We start from the raw sequence: 16,827 nt of genomic DNA on the forward strand, positions 1-16,827 counted from the left end.
CCACCGTTCCCGGGGTGAAGGAAGACGTCACCGACATCATCCTGAACCTCAAGAGCCTGGTCGTGTCGTCCGAGGAGGACGAGCCGGTCACCATGTACCTGCGCAAGCAGGGCCCGGGTGCCGTCACAGCCGGTGACATCGTTCCGCCTGCCGGCGTGACGGTGCAGAACCCCGACATGCACATCGCGACCCTCAACGACAAGGGCAAGCTCGAGGTCGAGCTCGTCGTCGAGCGTGGCCGCGGCTACGTTCCCGCCGTGCAGAACAAGGCGTCGGGCGCCGAGATCGGCCGCATTCCGGTCGACTCGATCTACTCGCCCGTCCTCAAGGTCACCTACAAGGTGGAGGCGACCCGTGTCGAGCAGCGCACCGACTTCGACAAGCTGATCCTCGACGTCGAGACCAAGAATTCGATCACCCCGCGTGACGCCCTGGCCTCGGCCGGCAAGACGTTGGTCGAATTGTTCGGTCTGGCACGGGAACTCAACGTCGAGGCCGAGGGCATCGAGATCGGACCGTCACCGGCCGAGGCGGACCACATCGCCTCGTTCGCGCTGCCGATCGACGATCTGGAGCTCACGGTCCGGTCGTACAACTGCCTCAAGCGCGAGGGTGTGCACACCGTCGGCGAGCTCGTCTCGCGGACGGAGTCCGATCTGCTGGACATCCGCAACTTCGGCCAGAAGTCCATCGACGAGGTGAAGATCAAGCTGCACCAGCTGGGTCTGTCGCTCAAGGACAGCCCGGCCACCTTCGATCCGTCGGAGGTCGCGGGCTACGACGTGGCCACCGGCACCTGGAACAGCGATGCCAGCTACGACCTGGAAGCCGACCAGGACTACGCCGAAACCGAACAGCTCTAAGAAATCCGTCCCGGTCCTACCTGATACGGGGACCGGCCCCCATAGAGGAGATAGTCGCAAATGCCCAAGCCCACAAAGGGACCCCGCCTCGGCGGGTCGTCCTCGCACCAGAAGGCGCTGCTGGCCAACCTGGCCACGTCGCTCTTCGAGCACGGCCGGATCAAGACGACCGAGCCCAAGGCGCGGGCGTTGCGGCCCTACGCGGAGAAGCTCATCACCCACGCCAAGAAGGGCACGCTGCACAACCGGCGTGAGGTGATGAAGAAGATCCGCGACAAGGACGTGGTGCACACGCTGTTCGCCGAAATCGGTCCGCACTTCGCCGAGCGTGAGGGCGGCTACACCCGGATCATCAAGGTGGAGGCACGCAAGGGCGACAACGCCCCGATGGCCGTCATCGAGCTGGTTCAGGAGAAGACGGTGACGTCGGAGGCCAACCGGGCTCGCAAGGCATCCAAGGCCGCTCCGGTTGCGGCCGCGGCTGCTCCACAGGCGGCTGTCGAGCCGGAGGCGGCCGTCGGTCCCGAGACCGACGAGGTCGTCGACGCCGTCGACGAGACCACCGACGCGGTAGACGCCGACGTGGACGAGGCCCCCGAGGCCCCCGAGCCCGAAGCCAAGGACGAGGACGAAGCCAAGTCCTAGTGGACGTAACGTTGAACATGCCCGCCATCGAATCCGATGGCGGGCATGTTCGTCTTCGGCTGGACGTCGCCTACGACGGCACCGGCTTCGCCGGGTGGGCGACCCAGACCAGTCAGCGCACGGTGGCGGGCACCATCGACGAGGCGCTGTCGACGGTGTTCCGTGTCCCGGTCGTCACTCGAGCGGCGGGGCGTACCGACACCGGTGTGCACGCCAGCGGCCAGGTGGCCCACGTCGACATCCCGACCGACGCGATCCCGCAGGCCTACCCCCGCAGCCCTCGCGACGAGCCGGAGTTCCGCCCGCTGGTGCGGCGACTGGCCAGGCTCCTGCCCGAGGACGTACGAGTGCACGACGTGGTCAGGGCGCCAAACGGTTTCGACGCGAGGTTTTCTGCGCTGCGGCGGCACTACGAATACCGGTTGTCGACGGCACCCTTCGGAACCGAACCACAGGAGGCCAGGTTCGTCACGCCGTGGCCCCGTCCGCTCGACGTCGAGGCAATGAGCGTGGCGTCGCGGGAACTGCAGGGCCTCAACGACTTCGCCGCCTTCTGCCGTCCGCGCGAGGGGGCGACGACGATCCGTGACCTGCAGCGCTTGGAGTGGACGCGTGAGGGTGACTCGATCACCGCATATGTCACCGCTGACGCCTTCTGCTGGTCGATGGTGCGGTCACTGGTCGGCGCGCTGCTGGCCGTTGGGGAGGGCCGGCGCGAACCCCGTTGGTGTGCAGAGCTGTTGACGTCGACGCGGCGGTCGAGTGACTTCGCGACCGCACCGGCCCGCGGTCTGACCCTGGTCGGCGTGGACTATCCGCCCGACGACGAACTCGAGGCGCGGACCAAGGTGACCCGCGACGTGCGTTCGGCCGACGAGGTGGGCAGGGCCGAGCGCTAGACCCGACCCGCGACGAAATCGGCGGCGTCGTTCACCATGCCTGCATTGATGTATGCCTTGGCCGCGTGATCGGTCCAGTTCGCCTCCCACGTGTCCGGGTTGGCCGGGTTGCACACGGGGTCGGCGCCATGGCACATCTCGATGGTGCGCTCGCGGTAGACCGGATTGAACGCGCCGATGGGGCCAGCCCATGCGCTGCCGTTGCCGAACAGGGCGACGGCAGCGATGTGCTGATCGGCACCGGGCGGCAGCGGATTGTCGAAACCGAAGAACGCGAACGGAACGGCGAGAGCGACGTCGGTGACCGCGGCGCCAAGTGAGTACCCGCCGAGCACTATTCGAGTGTCGGGACAGCTGGCCATGGTGCTCTGCACGCGCGCGCTCATATCGTTGGCGCCGACGTCAATCTGGTTGTCGGCGGGGTAGCGCACCGCGTACAGGTTGACGTTCTTGCCCGTCTTGTTGCGCAGTGCGCTGACGAAGTTGTTGCCGATCTGACCCGGGCCAGCTGGCTCGAGGCGGCCACGCGCGAAGATCACCTCGACCGCGGGGCATGCCGCGGATGCGGTCGGAACACCGACCGCCGTGATGGCGGGAACCACCAGTAGCGCGCCAGCGATGAGAGCGGTGGCGACGGTGTGCATCCCGAGGGCGACGACGAATCTGCGAATCAGCTGAGGGGTCACCGCATGGATGCTAGCGGACAGTCGCGACGCAATGGCCGACCTTTTGTGGCGGCCGGGTTACACCAGACCGGCGACGAAGTTCGCCGCCGTATTGGTCGGCCCGCCCGCGTACGCCTTGTGTGCAGGCACGCTTTCGCCGTCGGTCTGACACACGGGGTCGTTGCCGTTGCACAGATCGATGGACCGGCCACCCCAGACGGGGCTCGAGGTCAGTGGCAGGCCGAGCTTGGCCGACGGGTTGCCGAACACGGCGAGGCCGGCGACGAAGTCAGGAGCGTTGGGCGGCAGCGGGTTGTTGAAGCCGATCGCCGGGAACGGCACCGCGGCGATGACGTCGATCACGGCGGCGCCCTGGGAGTAGCCACCGAGCACCAGCCGGGTGTTCGGGCAGGCGCCCATCATGTACTGGATGTGGGCACTGGCGTCATTGGCCCCGGCCGCCGCCGCGAGGAAGTCGTAGTCGGCGGGGTACACGACGGCGTAGCTTCCGACCGACCGGCCGCCGACCTTGGAGCGCAGCGAGTTCACGAAGGCTCCACCGACGAGTCCCAGACCTGGCCCCTCGCTGGTGCCGCGGGCGAAGACGACCTCGATGTCGGGGCAGTCGTCGGCGGATGCCACCCCGAGACCGGCGGTGGGGATGGTCGACATGACGGGTGCGATGACGGCGACGCAGGCCGTCATAACGGCGAGGGTCGTGCGTTTGACGAGATCGAAGGGCACGCCGAATGGTAACGCGTAAATGAGCTAAACAAGTCCTGCGACGAAATTCGCTGCCTGCACCGGCATGCCAGCGGTGACGTAGTCGCTGTGTGCGAATGGGTTACGCCCGCGCGAGCAGATCGGATCGCCGTCCTTGCACAGATCGATGGCGCGGCCACCGAAGATCGAGCTGGTGATCGGGACCGAGAACTTCGTCGACGGGTTTCCGAATACGGCAACCGCGGCGATGCTGGCGTTCAGGTCCGCGGGCAGTGGCGGCGCGATGTCGCCGCCGAGCTTGTTGCCGAGCGGAGGGATACCGGCCAGCAAGTCCATCACCGCGGCGCCCTGCGAGTACCCGCCGAGCACGATTCGCGTGCTCGGGCATTGTGAAACCAGCGAGCTGACGTAGTCGGACGCGTCGGCAGCGCCTGCGGCCGAATTGAGGAAGTCGTAGTCCGCGGGGTAGGCGACGCCGTAGCTGTCGAGGGTGCGGCTGCCGAGCTGGGGGCGCAGCGCGTCGACGAAGGCCTGTCCTACCCGACCGATCCCTGGCGGTTCGCCGGTGCCGCGTGCGAATACCACTTCGACGTCGGCGCACGGGGCGGCGTTGGCCGCGGGGGCTGGTGTCAAAGTAGCGGCGGCGCAGACCAGAGCCGACGCGATCACGGCCAGGCGCGCCGACATCCTGATCAAGGTCACGTTGGCCATCTTCACACACGTGGGTTAGCTACGGCGAACCGTTTGCTCGGATGGCCGACCATCGACGGGCACCTCCGGCCACGACGTCGCGGCGACCCTCTCGGTCCGGTCACCCTGCCGTGCCAGCACCAGCCCGGCGAGCACCACGGCGCCGCCGAGAGCCTGGACCGGGGTGAGGGCCTCACCGAGCAGGGCCCACGCGGCCAGCACGGCGAACATCACCTCGGCCAGACCGACCAGCGAGGCGAACCGCGGCCGCAGCCGGGCGATGCCCATGATGCCGAGGGTGTAGGCGATCGCGGTGGGGATCAGGGCCATCGCGACGACCGGGACGACCCACGACGTCGTCATCCCTGCGACGAGGGTGTCGTTGGCCGTGAACGTCAACGGCATCAGGCTTGAGACACCGAGCAGCGCGACCGTGGCCGCACCGACGATCAGCCCACCGGCGGCGAGCGTGATCGAGTTCAGGCCGGTTCCGTCGGCGGTTACCTCGTCGGACATCATGAAGTAGCACGCCGCGCAGACCGCCGCCGACAGGCCCCAGGCGACACCGATGAGATTGATGTGGGCACCCGCGAACACGTTGAGTACCAACATGATTCCGGCGACGGCCAGTGCGACGCCGGCCAGCGTCAGGTTGGTCGGCCTGCGCCGCGTGGTGGCCCAGAGCCAGCCGACGACCAGGACGGGCGAGGTGTACTCGAGTAGCAGCGCGACGCCGACGGAAAGGTGGGAGACGGCGTTGTAGTAGCAGAGTTGGGCCCCGGCGATGGGGACGATGCCGTAGGCGACGACCGTCTTCCAGTGCTGCAGCGCCTCGCGCAACCAGTCGGGCTTCATCAGCGTCGCGAAGACGGCCATCGCGACGGCGCCGCCCGCCAGCCGTGCGGTGACGGCGGCAGTGGGGCTCCAGCCGGCTTCCATGAGTGACTTGCCGAGGGGGCCGGACATCCCGAAGGCGAACGCCGATCCGATGGCGAAGAGCATGCCGAGCCGGAACTGCCCGGCGGCGGGCCGCACGTCGGTCGCAGTCATGTGGCACCTCCTGCTATGTAATGAGTAAAATGAATGTTGGTCGTGACGTTACCGGTGAAGGGAGTCATGAGTCAATTGATTTTCAGTCATGACACGGAGCTCACTCTGCGTGCCGCATGTGTGCTGATCAATAGCGATCGGGTCGGCGGCGAGCAGCTCGCCGACCTGTCCGCCCTCGACCGCTACCTGGACGGTTTCGGCTGGACGGGCCGCCGCGACAGTGACGACGCCGAACTGGCGTCCGTGCACGAATTGCGCACGCGGCTCGGCAAGATCTGGTCGAACGCCGACGACGAGGAACGCGTCGTCGGTCAGGTCAATGCGTTGCTGAGCGACACCCGCGCCGCACCATGGCTGACCCGCCACGCGGAGATGCCCGAGTGGCATCTGCACCTCGCGTCGATCCACGACCCGCTGTGGCAGCGGATGGGCGCGGAGATGGCGATGTCGCTGGCCGATCTGATTCGGGCCGGCGAGCTTCGCAGACTCAAGATCTGCGCGGCCCCGGACTGCGAGGCGGTCCTCGTCGACCTCTCGCGCAACCGATCGCGGATGTTCTGCGACACCGGCAACTGTGGAAACCGGCAACACGTCGCGGCGTACCGGGAACGGCGCGCCAGCGAGGAGACCGCCGGATAGCCGAAGATCGGTGCCTGGGTCACCTGTTGGGCCCGATTAGGCTCGACGGCGGGGGAATCATGGACCGGCAACCGGCGACGCGCCTGCAGCTCAGCGGACAACGCTTTCTCGTCAGGCGGATGATGCACGCGCTCGTGCGCAGGGACGTCACGATGCACGACGATCCGCTGCGCGCCCAGTCGCTTTCGCTGGCCGTCGGCGGTGTCCTGGCAACCCTCGTCGTCGTCGCGGGTGTGGTACTCGGACTGGTCCGTCCGCAGGGCGTGCCCGAGTCAGCGTCGATCGTGATGGCCCGCGACACCGGCGCGCTCTACGTGCGGGTCGATGACACCTTGCATCCCGTGCTCAACCTCGCATCGGCCCGGCTCATCGCACGCGCCGCTGCCGACCCGGTCGCGGCACGGGACGCGTCGATCGCCGACGCGAAGCGTGGGCCGCTGATGGGGATCCCCGGAGCGCCCGCGGTGATCGGCGATCCGCTGCACGGCCAGGCGTGGACGGTATGCGACGACGACCGCACGGTCGTCGTCGTCGGATCTCCGCCCGTCGCCGGCATGGATTCGACCCGTCCCGTACTTGTCACGCCGCGCGGAGAGAGCAATGCCACGACCTATCTGATGTACGACGGGCAACGGGCTGCCGTCGACCTTCGCAGCATCGCCGTGGTGCGCGGGTTGCGGCTCGATGGTGTTGTTCCCGTACCCATTTCGCGGACCCTGCTCGATCTAGTGCCGGAAGTGCCTGCCATCGCTGCCCCGCCCATTGCGGGCGCGGGCGGCCCGGGTCCGCCCGGCCTCGGGGGTGCAACCATCGGCGCAATCGTCCTGGTTCAGCGCATCGATGCCGCCGAGCGTTACGTCGTCCTGCGCGACGGCCTCCAGTTGGTCGGCGAGGTCGCAGCCGATCTGATCAGGTATACCTACGACAGTCATGCGCGACCGCTGCCTGCCGTCGCGCCCGCCGCGATCGCCGCGTTGCCCATCGTCAGTACGCTGCCCACCGGCACGTTTCCCTCGCAGGCCCGCACGCCCGTCGGCGCCGCCGACGGACCCGTCGTCTGTGCCCAGTGGCGGGCAGCTGGATCGGCGAGGACTTCGTCGAACACCGTTGTGCTCGTCGGAGATTCGGCCTACCGGAGTTCGGGACGGGTGACGACGCTTGCCCAGGCCGACGGCGAGGGGCCCAACGTCGACGCCGTCGCCATCCCCGGCGGTGCCAGTGCCTACGTCCGATCGGCGACGATCGTCGGCGACGACGGCATGACCGGAGCGCGCTTCCTCATCACCGATGCGGGCGTGACATTTGGCGTTCACGACGATGAGGCAGCGAAATCACTTGGACTCGACCAGCTTCCGGAACCGGCGCCGTGGCCCATTATCGCTTACCTCCCGCGGGGCCCCGAACTCAGCGTCGACGCTGCTTCAGTCCCTCGCGACGGCCTCCCGGCGCCGTCGTAGCCACCCCGTCGACAACGTCATCACGGTCGTCGTCGCTGCCACGCAGACCGCCGCGCCCACCAACGAGATACGACGTGAGGTGGTGTCGGAACCGGAAGCCGCGGCAGGCGCCTGCGCGAGGGGCCCGCGCGCAGGCGAGCGCTCTGGTCGAAACCCCTCGGTGCTGACCGCCGCCAGCGCGTCGACGACACCGTGGCCCACCCAGGGATCCCAGCCGGCGGCCGGGTGGTGCGCGCTGTCCTCGATCGTGCGCATCACCTGTCGCGCCGTGAGATGGGGTGAGACCGACCGCACCAGCGCGGCGATACCCGCCACCACCGGCGCGGAGTAGCTGGTACCGGAAAGCGGTTCGGGTTCAGACGATCCGGCGACGAACTCCGTCAACCCGTCGCCGTCTGGGCTCAACGACACGACCGCCTCGCCGGGGGCGGCCACGTCCACCCATGGGCCGGACAGCGTGAACGCCGACGGCCGACCCGTGCGGTCGACCGAGCCAACGGTCAGCACGTAGTCGTCGTACCACGCCGGGCTCACCACGACGGCCACGGTGTCCCAACTCGGCTGGCCAGGACGGGCTGGATCGGGCGCCGGATTCTGGCGCGGACATTGACCCGCGCCACCGACGTTGCCCGCCGCGGCGACGACGACGACGTTCTTGACGTCGACCGCATAGGCGAGAGCGGCGCCGAGAGACCGGTCGTCGAGTCCCTGATCGGTGAGCGCACAGGCTACCGACGAGATGTTGATGACCGTGGCGCCGGCGTCCGCCGCGGTCCGGACGGCGGCGGCCAGCGTCTCGACGTCGCCAACTCCCGATCCACCCGTTCCATCCGATGGCCGAAACATGTTGCTCGACTGGCGGATCGCAATGATGCTCGCGTCGGGTGCGATACCGCTGAACGTCGTGCCGGATGCATCGCTACGCGCCGCCCCGATGATTCCGGCGACGATCGTGCCGTGGCCGTCGCAATCCTGCGTGCCGTCCCCGGTCGACACATAGTCGCCGCCGGGCAGCAGATGGGGTAGGAGGCGATGCCGAGCGACACCCGTGTCGACCACGGCCACGGTCTGGCCGGCACCCTTCGTCAACCGCCACACCGGCTCGAGCTCCGCGAGGTTGGGCTGGGTCGCCGTCACCTCGCCCTGGCGAGAACCGTTGGGACAGGCGCCGGTCTGCTCGGTCGGCGTGCGGGGGCGGGGAGGACCCGCCGGCGGTAGCAGCGCACCGTCGACGGCAGGCGGCGTCACCGCGGCAGCCGTGGGGACAGCCCAGGCGACCGCAACGACCCATCCGAGCGCAACGGCTCGCGCAGCCCGCACCGGTGGGCCGCTCACCGCAGCTGGAATCCGTCGACGACGGCGTAGACGCCGCCTACCCAGCAGGCCACCGGGACGACGGCTGCCAGCGCGGCGTACTCGAGGCGGCCGAGCAGTCGTGCGACGGTGGCGCCGCACGTCGGGCGGCGGACGGCGACCAGACCGATGACGACCAGGGCACAGGCCACCGGGCCGACGCTCGCCCGGTGGGTATTCGTGACGAGGTAGAGACAGGCGCTGAGACACACCAATCCGCCTGCGATCAGGGCGATTTGACGCGCCACGTCGGGATATGTCCTGGACCGCAGCAGTAGCACCGTCCCGACCAGGCCGATGAAGGCGGGGGCCCCTGCGGGGTTGGTCGCGGCGACGACCACCGCGCCGGCAGCAGTGCCCGCTGCACAGCCCCCGACGAGACCGTTGAGGGTGGCGTGACCCGCGGTTGCGGATTCGGTCACGGCACCATGCCAGTGATCAGGACCGAGACCCGCCGCCAGCACCGACAGTCGCGGTGCGAGCGCGAGCACGGCGAGTGATGCGGTCGAGAGTGCTGCGCCGACCATGGCCGCCGGAATCGCCACTGGCGTCACGACCGCGACGAGCAGTGAAACCGTCGCGGCCGCAGTCAATGCCGGTGAGGCTCGCCCGGAGATTCGCATCATCAAGAGCGACGCGGACAACGCTGCAGTTGCGGCCAGGAAGACGTTGGGGGCCGCAGGCCCCGACGGCACGGCGAGGAACCCCGTCGCGCAGGCCAGTGCGACCACGGTGATGCTCGATGGAGTCGGATGGCCGGTGGCTGCCGCAGCGACGGCAGCGACGGCAGCGCCGACGGCGGCGGTGATCGCACTCATCGTCGCGGCCTCGGAACCCACGGTTCCTGCCAACGTCACCGCGGCCAACACCGAGGTGAGAACGCACACTGCGCCAGCGAGGAACCCGCCGACGTGGCGGGCGATCGGCCGCACTGCCGCCACCTCCTGGCACGCAGCCCGACGCACCGGGCCGAGCCGCGGCGCACGGTCGGTGTCGAGGACGATCAGCTCGCCGTCGCGAATCCCGTTGTCGTTCAATGACAACGCATGATCGAGACTCGCACCGGAGGGACGCTGCAGCCGCCACCGTCGCGCGGTGTCGTCGGGAGCCGCGCGTCCATCGACGATCTCGACGATCGTGGGAAGCAATTCTCCGACTCTTGCCCCCGACGGCAGCACGACGTCGACCGCCACGGGATCGCCGTTGCGGTCGGCATGTATGCAGATTCTCGAGACGGACACCTCAATGACCGTAACCGCGCCGCGGGGAGGGTCACGTCGCCAATGTTTCTCAGATCGAATGGAACCAAACCGACACGCGCAGCGTCCATTGATCGATGAAACCCTTGCGCCCGAGGCGTCTGTGCCCGCCGCCGTACGACGACGGCGAGATCGTCATCGAGCGGCCACCCGACGTCCCGAAGGACCCGCCGTCGAACCTCGTCGGCAGGCTGCTTCCAGTGGCGATGGTCCTCGCGATGGGCGGAATGACGCTGCTGTACTTCACCTCGGGAGCTGCGTCGTCGCGCAGTCCGATGTTCTTGTTCTTTCCCGTCATGATGCTGGTGTCGGTGCTCGGTTCCGTCGCTCATCAGTCAAGGGGAGCGCGGCGAGGTGGCGAACTCGACGGTGACCGGCGGACCTACCTCCGCTATCTCGACGAACTGGACGAGTCACTCGTCAGGACTGCGGAATCTCAGCATGCCTCGCTGCACTGGAGCCATCCGGATCCGGCGGCGTCGTGGACCCTGGTCGGCGGCGATCGCATGTGGGAGCGCAGGCCCGGCGACGAGGACTTCTGCCACGTGCGCGTCGGCATCGGCACGCGTCCGCTGTCCTCCGCTCTCGTCGCGCCAGAACCGGGCGAGGCCGAATCGCGGGACCCGGTGGTGACCGCGGCGATCGACCGCCTGCTCGCGGATCGGTCGACGGTGTCCGGGCTGCCCGTCACGGTGGACCTAGGCGCGCATCCTCGGGTCGCCGTGGAGGGAGCGCTCGACGCGGCGCGTGGGTTGGTCAGGGCGATGGTCTGCCAACTGGCGGTCCTGCACGGCCCGGACGTCGTGAAGGTGGCCGCCTTCGGCGCTTCGATCGACCTGCACTGGGACTGGCTGAAATGGCTACCCCACCATGGCCATCCACAGGCGGGCGACCACCGAATCGTGATCGTCGACGGTGAACTGGGTGCTGGCGAGGCCGCCGTCGTCGAATCACTCGGCGGCCACGCAACGGTGATCACGATCGGTCATCTGGCGGCCGACTGCCTGCGCCTCGACGTCGACGGCACGGCGGCCTTCGACAGTCCTGACTCGTTGACCACTCTCGAGGCGGTCGTCTGCGCCAGGAGGCTCGCATCGTGGCTGCCGTCCGCCGCGACCGCGGGCACGGCGGACTGGTCGCAGCTCATCGGCATCGACGACCCCGCGCATCTGGACGTCGCTAGGGCGTGGCGGCCGCGAACCGGTCCACAACGCCTCCGGGTCGCGATCGGTCTGTCAGATCGCGGCGAGCCGGTGGAGCTGGACGTCAAGGAGGCGGCGCGCGGTGGCATGGGACCACACGGGCTGTGCGTCGGCGCCACCGGATCTGGCAAGTCGGAGTTTCTCCGCACGCTGGTGCTGGGTCTGGTCGCCTGCCACGATCCCGACGCGCTGAACCTGGTCCTCGTCGACTTCAAGGGTGGGGCAACATTTCTCGGGCTCGAGCGGCTCAGGCACGTCGCGGCCGTGGTGACCAACCTGTCCGAAGAGGCACATCTCGTCGCGCGCATGAGGGATGCGCTCGCCGGCGAAATGACCCGCCGCCAACGGATACTGCGGACCTCCGGGCACTTCCCGAACATCACCGACTACGACGCTGCCCGCGCGCGAGGCGCGGACCTCGCGCCGCTGCCGGTGCTGTTCATCGTCGTCGACGAATTCTCCGAACTGCTCAGTCAACACCCCGACTTCGCCGAGCTGTTCGTGGCCATCGGTCGCCTCGGCCGTTCCCTTGGCATGCACCTGTTGCTGGCCAGTCAGCGTCTTGACGAGGGGCGGCTCCGTGGTCTCGAGACGCACCTGTCCTATCGCATCTGTCTGAAGACGTTCTCCGCGAGCGAGTCCCGCGCCGTCCTCGGCACGGCCGATGCCTACGAGCTCCCGGGCACTCCGGGGGCGGCAATACTCAAGACGGCGTCCGGTGAGCTGGTCCGGTTTCAGACTGCCTTCGTATCGGGACCGGTCGCGCTGGCTGCCGTGCCCGGCAGCACGGTTCCGCGTCGCTTCACGGTGCGTGACGCCGAGCAACCGTCCACCGGCCGGGTCCTCTCCGGTGGCTCGCGGGCGCTGCTCGACGTGGTGGTCGAGCGGCTTGCCGGACGTGGTGAGCTGGCCCATCGGGTCTGGCTGCCGCCGCTGGACGTGTCGCCCCAGCTGGGCGCGTTGCTCGCCGGGATCGACATCGCCGAGCCGCAATTGGTCGTGCCGATCGGAGTGGTGGACGACCCCCTTGCCCAACGCCACGACACATTGGTCGTCGACCTCAGGGCGGCAGGCGGGAACGTCGCCATCGTCGGCGGACCACGGGCGGGAAAGACGACCGCGCTCCACAGCCTGGTGTTGGCGCTGGCGTCGACCCACGACCCGGCCGCGGTACAGATCTACGGGCTGGACTTCGGCGGTGGGTCGCTGTCGTCGCTGAGGCTGTTACCCCACGTCGGGGCGGTTGCTGGCAGGTCCGACCGCGAGCTCGCCCGCAGGATCGTCGCGCACCTACAGAGTCTGGTGCGTCAGCGTGAAATGCACCGCCGCGAGGGCCCGGCCGAGCCTCTGGCGCGGGCTGACACCTTCCTGGTGATCGACGGCTGGGCAGTCGCGCGTCAGGAGTTCGATGGCATGGAAGAGGCCGTGACCGCGCTGGCCGCACAAGGGCTTTCGGTAGGCGTCCACGTCGTCGTCACCGCGTCCCGATGGGCTGACATCCGGCCCGCTCTGAAGGACCACCTCAGCACCCGCATCGAGCTGTGTCTCGGCGACCCGGCCGACTCGGAGATGGACAGGAAGCGGGCCCGCCTGCTCGGTGCCCGCCCGGCGGGGCACGGAATCACCCGCGACGGTCTCGAGTTCGCCATCGCTCTGCCGTGCCCCGGCGGCACCGACGTGGCCGCCGTGGCGGCGCGCTACCGCGATCAAGCCGCTCCACCGGTGCGGCTCCTGCCGTCGAGGGTTCATCATGCCGAGGTTGCCGCGCAGTCCCGCGGTGTCGTCGCCATCGGACTTGGGGAAGAGGAATTGCAGCCCGTGGCAATCGATTTCACGGCGTTCCCACATCTGCTGATCCTCGGTGACACGGAATGCGGCAAGACGGCCACGCTGCGAACGCTGTGCCGAGAGATCGAGCGGAACTCCGGACCCGACGCGGCGCGCATCCTCGTCGTCGACTTTCGCCGAACTTTGCTCGGCGTCGTCGACTCCGGTCATCTCCTCGGATACGCGATGTCAGGTGCGTCGACCGATTCGCACGTGGCCACGACGGTGAACCTGCTGACCGGCCGGTTGCCTGACGAGCGAGTGACCCAGCAGCAGTTGCGGGACCGATCCTGGTGGGCCGGGCCGGAGGTATACGTCGTCGTCGACGACTACGACATGGTGGCAGGCACGTCGGGCAACCCGCTGCTGCCGCTGCTTGACTTGCTGCCGCACTCGAGGGATCTCGGCCTGCACCTGCTGATCGCCCGGCGTTCCGGCGGCGCGGCCCGCGCGATGTTCGACCCCGTCCTGGCGCGCATGCGGGACTTGGGCTCCATGGGTCTGATGATGAGCGCCAGCCCCGACGAAGGGGTCCTGCTCGGCGCGGTGCGTCCATCACCCTTGCCCGCAGGCCGTGGCACGCTGATTCGGCGCGGGCAGGCTGATCACCTCGTTCAGGTGTCGTGGACCGAGCCGCCGTGAGCGATGTCGTCGTGGTGGGGCCGAAGGCGATCAGCGGCCCCGGCGTCGTCTGTCCCGAGTTGGCGGCAACAGCGCTCGAGTGCATCGACGACGATCTCGCGCTGGTCGACGACCGCGTAGTGTCCGTCGACGATCTGTGGCGCGACGTGCTGGAGTCGGCGATGGGCGGACGGAGTGCCGAACTGCTGGTGATATGTCCATCGTGGTGGGCGAATTCGCGCATCGCACGTGTCAGCGCGGCGGCAGGGGCGTCGGCCTCTGACGTCGTCGCTCTCCGGAGAGCAGAGATACCGACGAACGCCTCAACGGTGATCGAACTCGCGTCAGAACTGGTCGTCGTGCATGCGGATGGGCAGCGGCATCCGATCGCGAGAACGGGTGCAGCGGGCGGTTTCGTCGACGCCGTCGTCGCCTGCGTCGACGGACTGGCTGCCGTGACGGTCGACGTGCCTGCTGGTATCGCGTTGCTCGGCGCCGACCTCGCACGGGAACTTCGACATCGACGAATCGACGTGACGATGGCCGACGACCAGACGCTCGTCGACGCCGTCCGTCGGTCGCGCGGCGAAACCAGTTGCGAGACAGCCACGGTGGAGCGACATATGACACCGCGCGCGGCAGCGGTGGCGGTGGCGATCCTGACGGTGGGTGTCCTGACGGCCGCTGCGATGGCACTCGACCGGACGTCGGAGGTGTCAGTGGACGCGACCTGGCTGGTGGAGGGGCGAGTTGCCGTTGAAGTGCCCGCGCAGTGGACCGTCGAGCGGATCACGTCCGGGCCGGGTTCGGCTCGGGTTCAGGTGGTTTCGCCGACGAATCGAACGGACGCGATCCACGTGACGCAATCCCGGGTACCGGCCGCGCAGACGTTGGACTCTGCTGCTGAGGCGCTCGGAGCCGCCCTCGCCGATCAGCCAGAAGGGGTCTTCGTCGACTTCGACGGACGCGGCGAGCGAGCGGACCGGGCCGCGGTCACCTATCGCGAGGTTCGGGCCGACCGGCGCATCGACTGGACGGTGCTGCTCGACGGTGGGGTACGGATCGCGATCGGTTGCCAGGGTTCTGGCGAGCGTCCCGGCCCGGACCGGTTGTGTGACCGGGCGATCCGGTCGGCGCATGCCGTCGCCCGAAATTGATTCATGCGCAAGGGAACCGAATCGTCGGATGCCGCGTCCAATCTTTCATACGACCGCAAACGAAGGGAACGCGATGACGAGTGGAGCACTGAACGCCGACTTTGGGCTGATGTCGACCGTCGCAGGCAAGATCGACAGCCGCAACGAGGAAACCGGGGCGATGCTCCGCACCTTCATCGGTCAGATGAGCACCGTCCCACCCTCGGTGTGGGGAGGTGTCGCGGCAGTCCGATTCCGCGAGGTCGTCGACCGATGGAACACGGAGTCCCTCGCCCTGCACCAGTCGCTGCAACGGATTGCGGAGACCATCCGCCTCAACGAGCGGACACTCCGCGAGTCCGCCGAGGGGCATTCGCACCGGATTGCCTCGGTCGACGTCCGCTAACCCTCGACCAAGTCACTGCCCACCAACCCGAATGGAGCATCGATGGATCCGGTTTTGTCATACGACTTCAACGAGATCGAGTACACCGTGCGTCAGGAGATCCACCACACGTCCGCGCGGTTCAATGCGGCGTTGGACGATCTGCGCGCCCAGATAGCGCCCCTGCAGGCCGTCTGGACCCGCGAGGCAGCGGAGGCCTATCGCGTCGAGCAGGCCAGATGGGACCAGTCGGCGGCCGCGCTGAACGAGCTCCTGATCTCGCTCGGCAATGCCGTGCGGGATGGCTCGGACGAGGTCGCCGACACCGACCGCCGAGCGGCGGGCGCCTGGGGCTTCTAGGCGGCGGCCCAACCAGACCCTGTGCGGTCCCGAAACGGGAGGAGAGCCCCGGAGGGACCGCACAGTCATGCCTGGCCACCGTGCAGAAACGCCCATGAAGGGGTTGCCGGGGGAGTACCTTCTAGCCAACTTCAAGGGCGGGGGGACCCATGTTGAATCGGTATGCAAAGAGCGCGGTCACGGTCGTAGCAGCTGGACTCGGCTTGCTGGGCGCCGTGACTCCAGTGGCGAGCGCAGACACCACGCTCGTCCTCTATGAGCACGACACCGAGCAGAACATGACGGACCACGGCAAACCCGGGCCCAGCCCGGGGGATCAGTTCATCTTCAGCGGCGACGTGTTCGACCGTCCCGGCGGCGCCTTCCTCGGACGCGCGACCGGCATCTGCACCACCCTCACCGGTGACGGCGCCGCTGGCCAGTCCACCTGCAGTGCGACGTTCAACCTCGACGGCGGCCAGCTCGCCGTGCAGGGCATGCTCGACAGTGCCGCCCTGTTCGTGACGGGTGCGACGAATCCAATGTCCATCGTTGGCGGCACGGGGATCTATCGCTCCGCCCGCGGTGATGGCACCATTCAGGTGCCCCTCGACGTGCCCGACCAGACGGACGCGAACTTCGTCCTCAACGTCGTGGGCTAGGTGGGGAACAGCCCGCTAATCCCAGCCGGCAAGGCGTGCGCGGGTGGACGATCGCCCTCGACCCGGAGATGGCGTTTTGACCTGCGATGACGGTGGCCGGTAGGCTGCTCGGTTGGCGCGCGGTGAGTCGTTGGACTCTGCGGGTCCTCGGGTCTACGTCGGTCGCCGAGAACCCCAACTGCAAGCGCTGGACCGACACCCCGGTTTCCGGGACATCCGAGAGAAGAGAAGGTAGCGCTGTGCCTACGTACACGCCGAAGGCGGGTGACACCACGCGGACGTGGCACGTCATCGACGCCACCGACGTGGTCCTCGGCCGGCTCGCCGTTGCAGCAGCAACTCTGCTGCGCGGCAAGCACAAGCCGACGTTCACGCCGAATGTCGACGGTGGCGATTTCGTCATCATCATCAA

At 68.3% G+C, this 16,827-nt stretch carries 17 protein-coding genes; 11 read left to right on the plus strand and 6 right to left on the minus strand.

The features are described from left to right. The 3 genes from QOD90_RS27925 to truA all read left to right on the plus strand — a co-directional run. Positions 1-863 (plus strand): DNA-directed RNA polymerase subunit alpha (locus QOD90_RS27925; RefSeq protein ID WP_526355204.1); only part of this gene is annotated, 863 nt, incomplete at its 5' end. Positions 864-923: 60 nt separating this feature from the next. Beyond that, positions 924-1,508 carry a 50S ribosomal protein L17 gene (gene rplQ / locus QOD90_RS27930; RefSeq protein ID WP_526355206.1) on the plus strand — a complete coding sequence of 195 codons (585 nt, stop codon included), beginning with the start codon at positions 924-926 and terminating at the stop codon, positions 1,506-1,508. 17 nt (positions 1,509-1,525) lie between these two features. Beyond that, positions 1,526-2,407, plus strand: a complete 882-nt coding sequence (gene truA / locus QOD90_RS27935) for a tRNA pseudouridine(38-40) synthase TruA (protein WP_526355208.1) — start codon at positions 1,526-1,528, stop codon at positions 2,405-2,407. On the opposite strand, the gene QOD90_RS27940 is transcribed toward truA, so the two are convergent. The 4 genes from QOD90_RS27940 to QOD90_RS27955 all read right to left on the minus strand — a co-directional run bounded on the left by QOD90_RS27940 (position 2,404) and on the right by QOD90_RS27955 (position 5,535). Continuing rightward, positions 2,404-3,051, minus strand: coding sequence for a cutinase family protein (locus QOD90_RS27940; RefSeq protein ID WP_526355230.1), 648 nt, complete (start codon positions 3,049-3,051; stop codon positions 2,404-2,406). The genes truA and QOD90_RS27940 overlap by 4 nt on opposite strands. Before the next feature lie 99 nt (positions 3,052-3,150). After that, complete coding sequence (locus tag QOD90_RS27945) at positions 3,151-3,777, minus strand: cutinase family protein (protein WP_526355232.1); 627 nt, start codon at positions 3,775-3,777, stop codon at positions 3,151-3,153. A gap of 63 nt (positions 3,778-3,840) precedes the next feature. Further along, complete coding sequence (locus QOD90_RS27950; RefSeq protein WP_526355210.1) at positions 3,841-4,506, minus strand: cutinase family protein; 666 nt, start codon at positions 4,504-4,506, stop codon at positions 3,841-3,843. Positions 4,507-4,521: 15 nt separating this feature from the next. Continuing rightward, the gene (locus QOD90_RS27955; RefSeq protein WP_526355212.1) at positions 4,522-5,535 is read right to left on the minus strand and encodes an EamA family transporter; all 1,014 of its coding nucleotides are present in this window, start codon (positions 5,533-5,535) and stop codon (positions 4,522-4,524) included. A gap of 75 nt (positions 5,536-5,610) precedes the next feature. Between QOD90_RS27955 and QOD90_RS27960 the strand changes: the two genes are divergently transcribed. Beyond that, on the plus strand, positions 5,611-6,174 hold the full coding sequence (locus tag QOD90_RS27960; protein WP_526355234.1) for a CGNR zinc finger domain-containing protein: 564 nt from the start codon (positions 5,611-5,613) through the stop codon (positions 6,172-6,174). Between the two features lie 59 nt (positions 6,175-6,233). Further along, positions 6,234-7,631, plus strand: coding sequence for a type VII secretion protein EccB (gene eccB / locus QOD90_RS27965; RefSeq protein ID WP_526355214.1), 1,398 nt, complete (start codon positions 6,234-6,236; stop codon positions 7,629-7,631). Here eccB and mycP read toward each other — a convergent pair. Together mycP and eccD are read right to left on the minus strand one after the other, a co-directional pair. Further along, positions 7,596-8,966 (minus strand): type VII secretion-associated serine protease mycosin, encoded by a 1,371-nt coding sequence (mycP, locus tag QOD90_RS27970; protein ID WP_526355216.1) that lies wholly within the window; start codon positions 8,964-8,966, stop codon positions 7,596-7,598. The two genes, eccB and mycP, sit on opposite strands and share 36 nt — an antisense overlap. After that, positions 8,963-10,225: a type VII secretion integral membrane protein EccD gene (gene eccD / locus QOD90_RS27975; protein WP_526355218.1), complete on the minus strand. Its 1,263-nt coding sequence runs from the start codon at positions 10,223-10,225 to the stop codon at positions 8,963-8,965. The genes mycP and eccD overlap by 4 nt, the downstream gene beginning before the upstream one ends. Before the next feature lie 95 nt (positions 10,226-10,320). Here eccD and eccCa point away from each other — a divergent pair, with 95 nt between their 5' ends. The 6 genes from eccCa to QOD90_RS28005 form a co-directional block, all read left to right on the plus strand. Continuing rightward, complete coding sequence (gene eccCa / locus QOD90_RS27980; protein WP_526355220.1) at positions 10,321-13,914, plus strand: type VII secretion protein EccCa; 3,594 nt, start codon at positions 10,321-10,323, stop codon at positions 13,912-13,914. Beyond that, the gene (locus tag QOD90_RS27985) at positions 13,911-15,050 is read left to right on the plus strand and encodes a type VII secretion-associated protein (protein WP_526355222.1); all 1,140 of its coding nucleotides are present in this window, start codon (positions 13,911-13,913) and stop codon (positions 15,048-15,050) included. Before eccCa ends, QOD90_RS27985 begins: the two co-directional genes overlap by 4 nt. Positions 15,051-15,123: 73 nt before the next feature. After that, the gene (locus QOD90_RS27990) at positions 15,124-15,435 is read left to right on the plus strand and encodes a WXG100 family type VII secretion target (RefSeq protein ID WP_526355224.1); all 312 of its coding nucleotides are present in this window, start codon (positions 15,124-15,126) and stop codon (positions 15,433-15,435) included. 42 nt (positions 15,436-15,477) lie between these two features. Then, positions 15,478-15,774 carry a WXG100 family type VII secretion target gene (locus QOD90_RS27995; RefSeq protein WP_526355226.1) on the plus strand — a complete coding sequence of 99 codons (297 nt, stop codon included), beginning with the start codon at positions 15,478-15,480 and terminating at the stop codon, positions 15,772-15,774. A gap of 224 nt (positions 15,775-15,998) precedes the next feature. Beyond that, complete coding sequence (locus QOD90_RS28000) at positions 15,999-16,415, plus strand: allene oxide cyclase barrel-like domain-containing protein (protein ID WP_526355228.1); 417 nt, start codon at positions 15,999-16,001, stop codon at positions 16,413-16,415. A 239-nt stretch (positions 16,416-16,654) separates the two neighbouring features. After that, positions 16,655-16,827, plus strand: a 173-nt coding sequence (locus tag QOD90_RS28005) for an uL13 family ribosomal protein (protein ID WP_526355236.1), incomplete at its 3' end; no start/stop codon positions are given.

Origin of the sequence: Mycobacterium sp. (genome assembly GCF_032161845.1) — a bacterium.
GTDB lineage: Bacteria > Actinomycetota > Actinomycetes > Mycobacteriales > Mycobacteriaceae > Mycobacterium.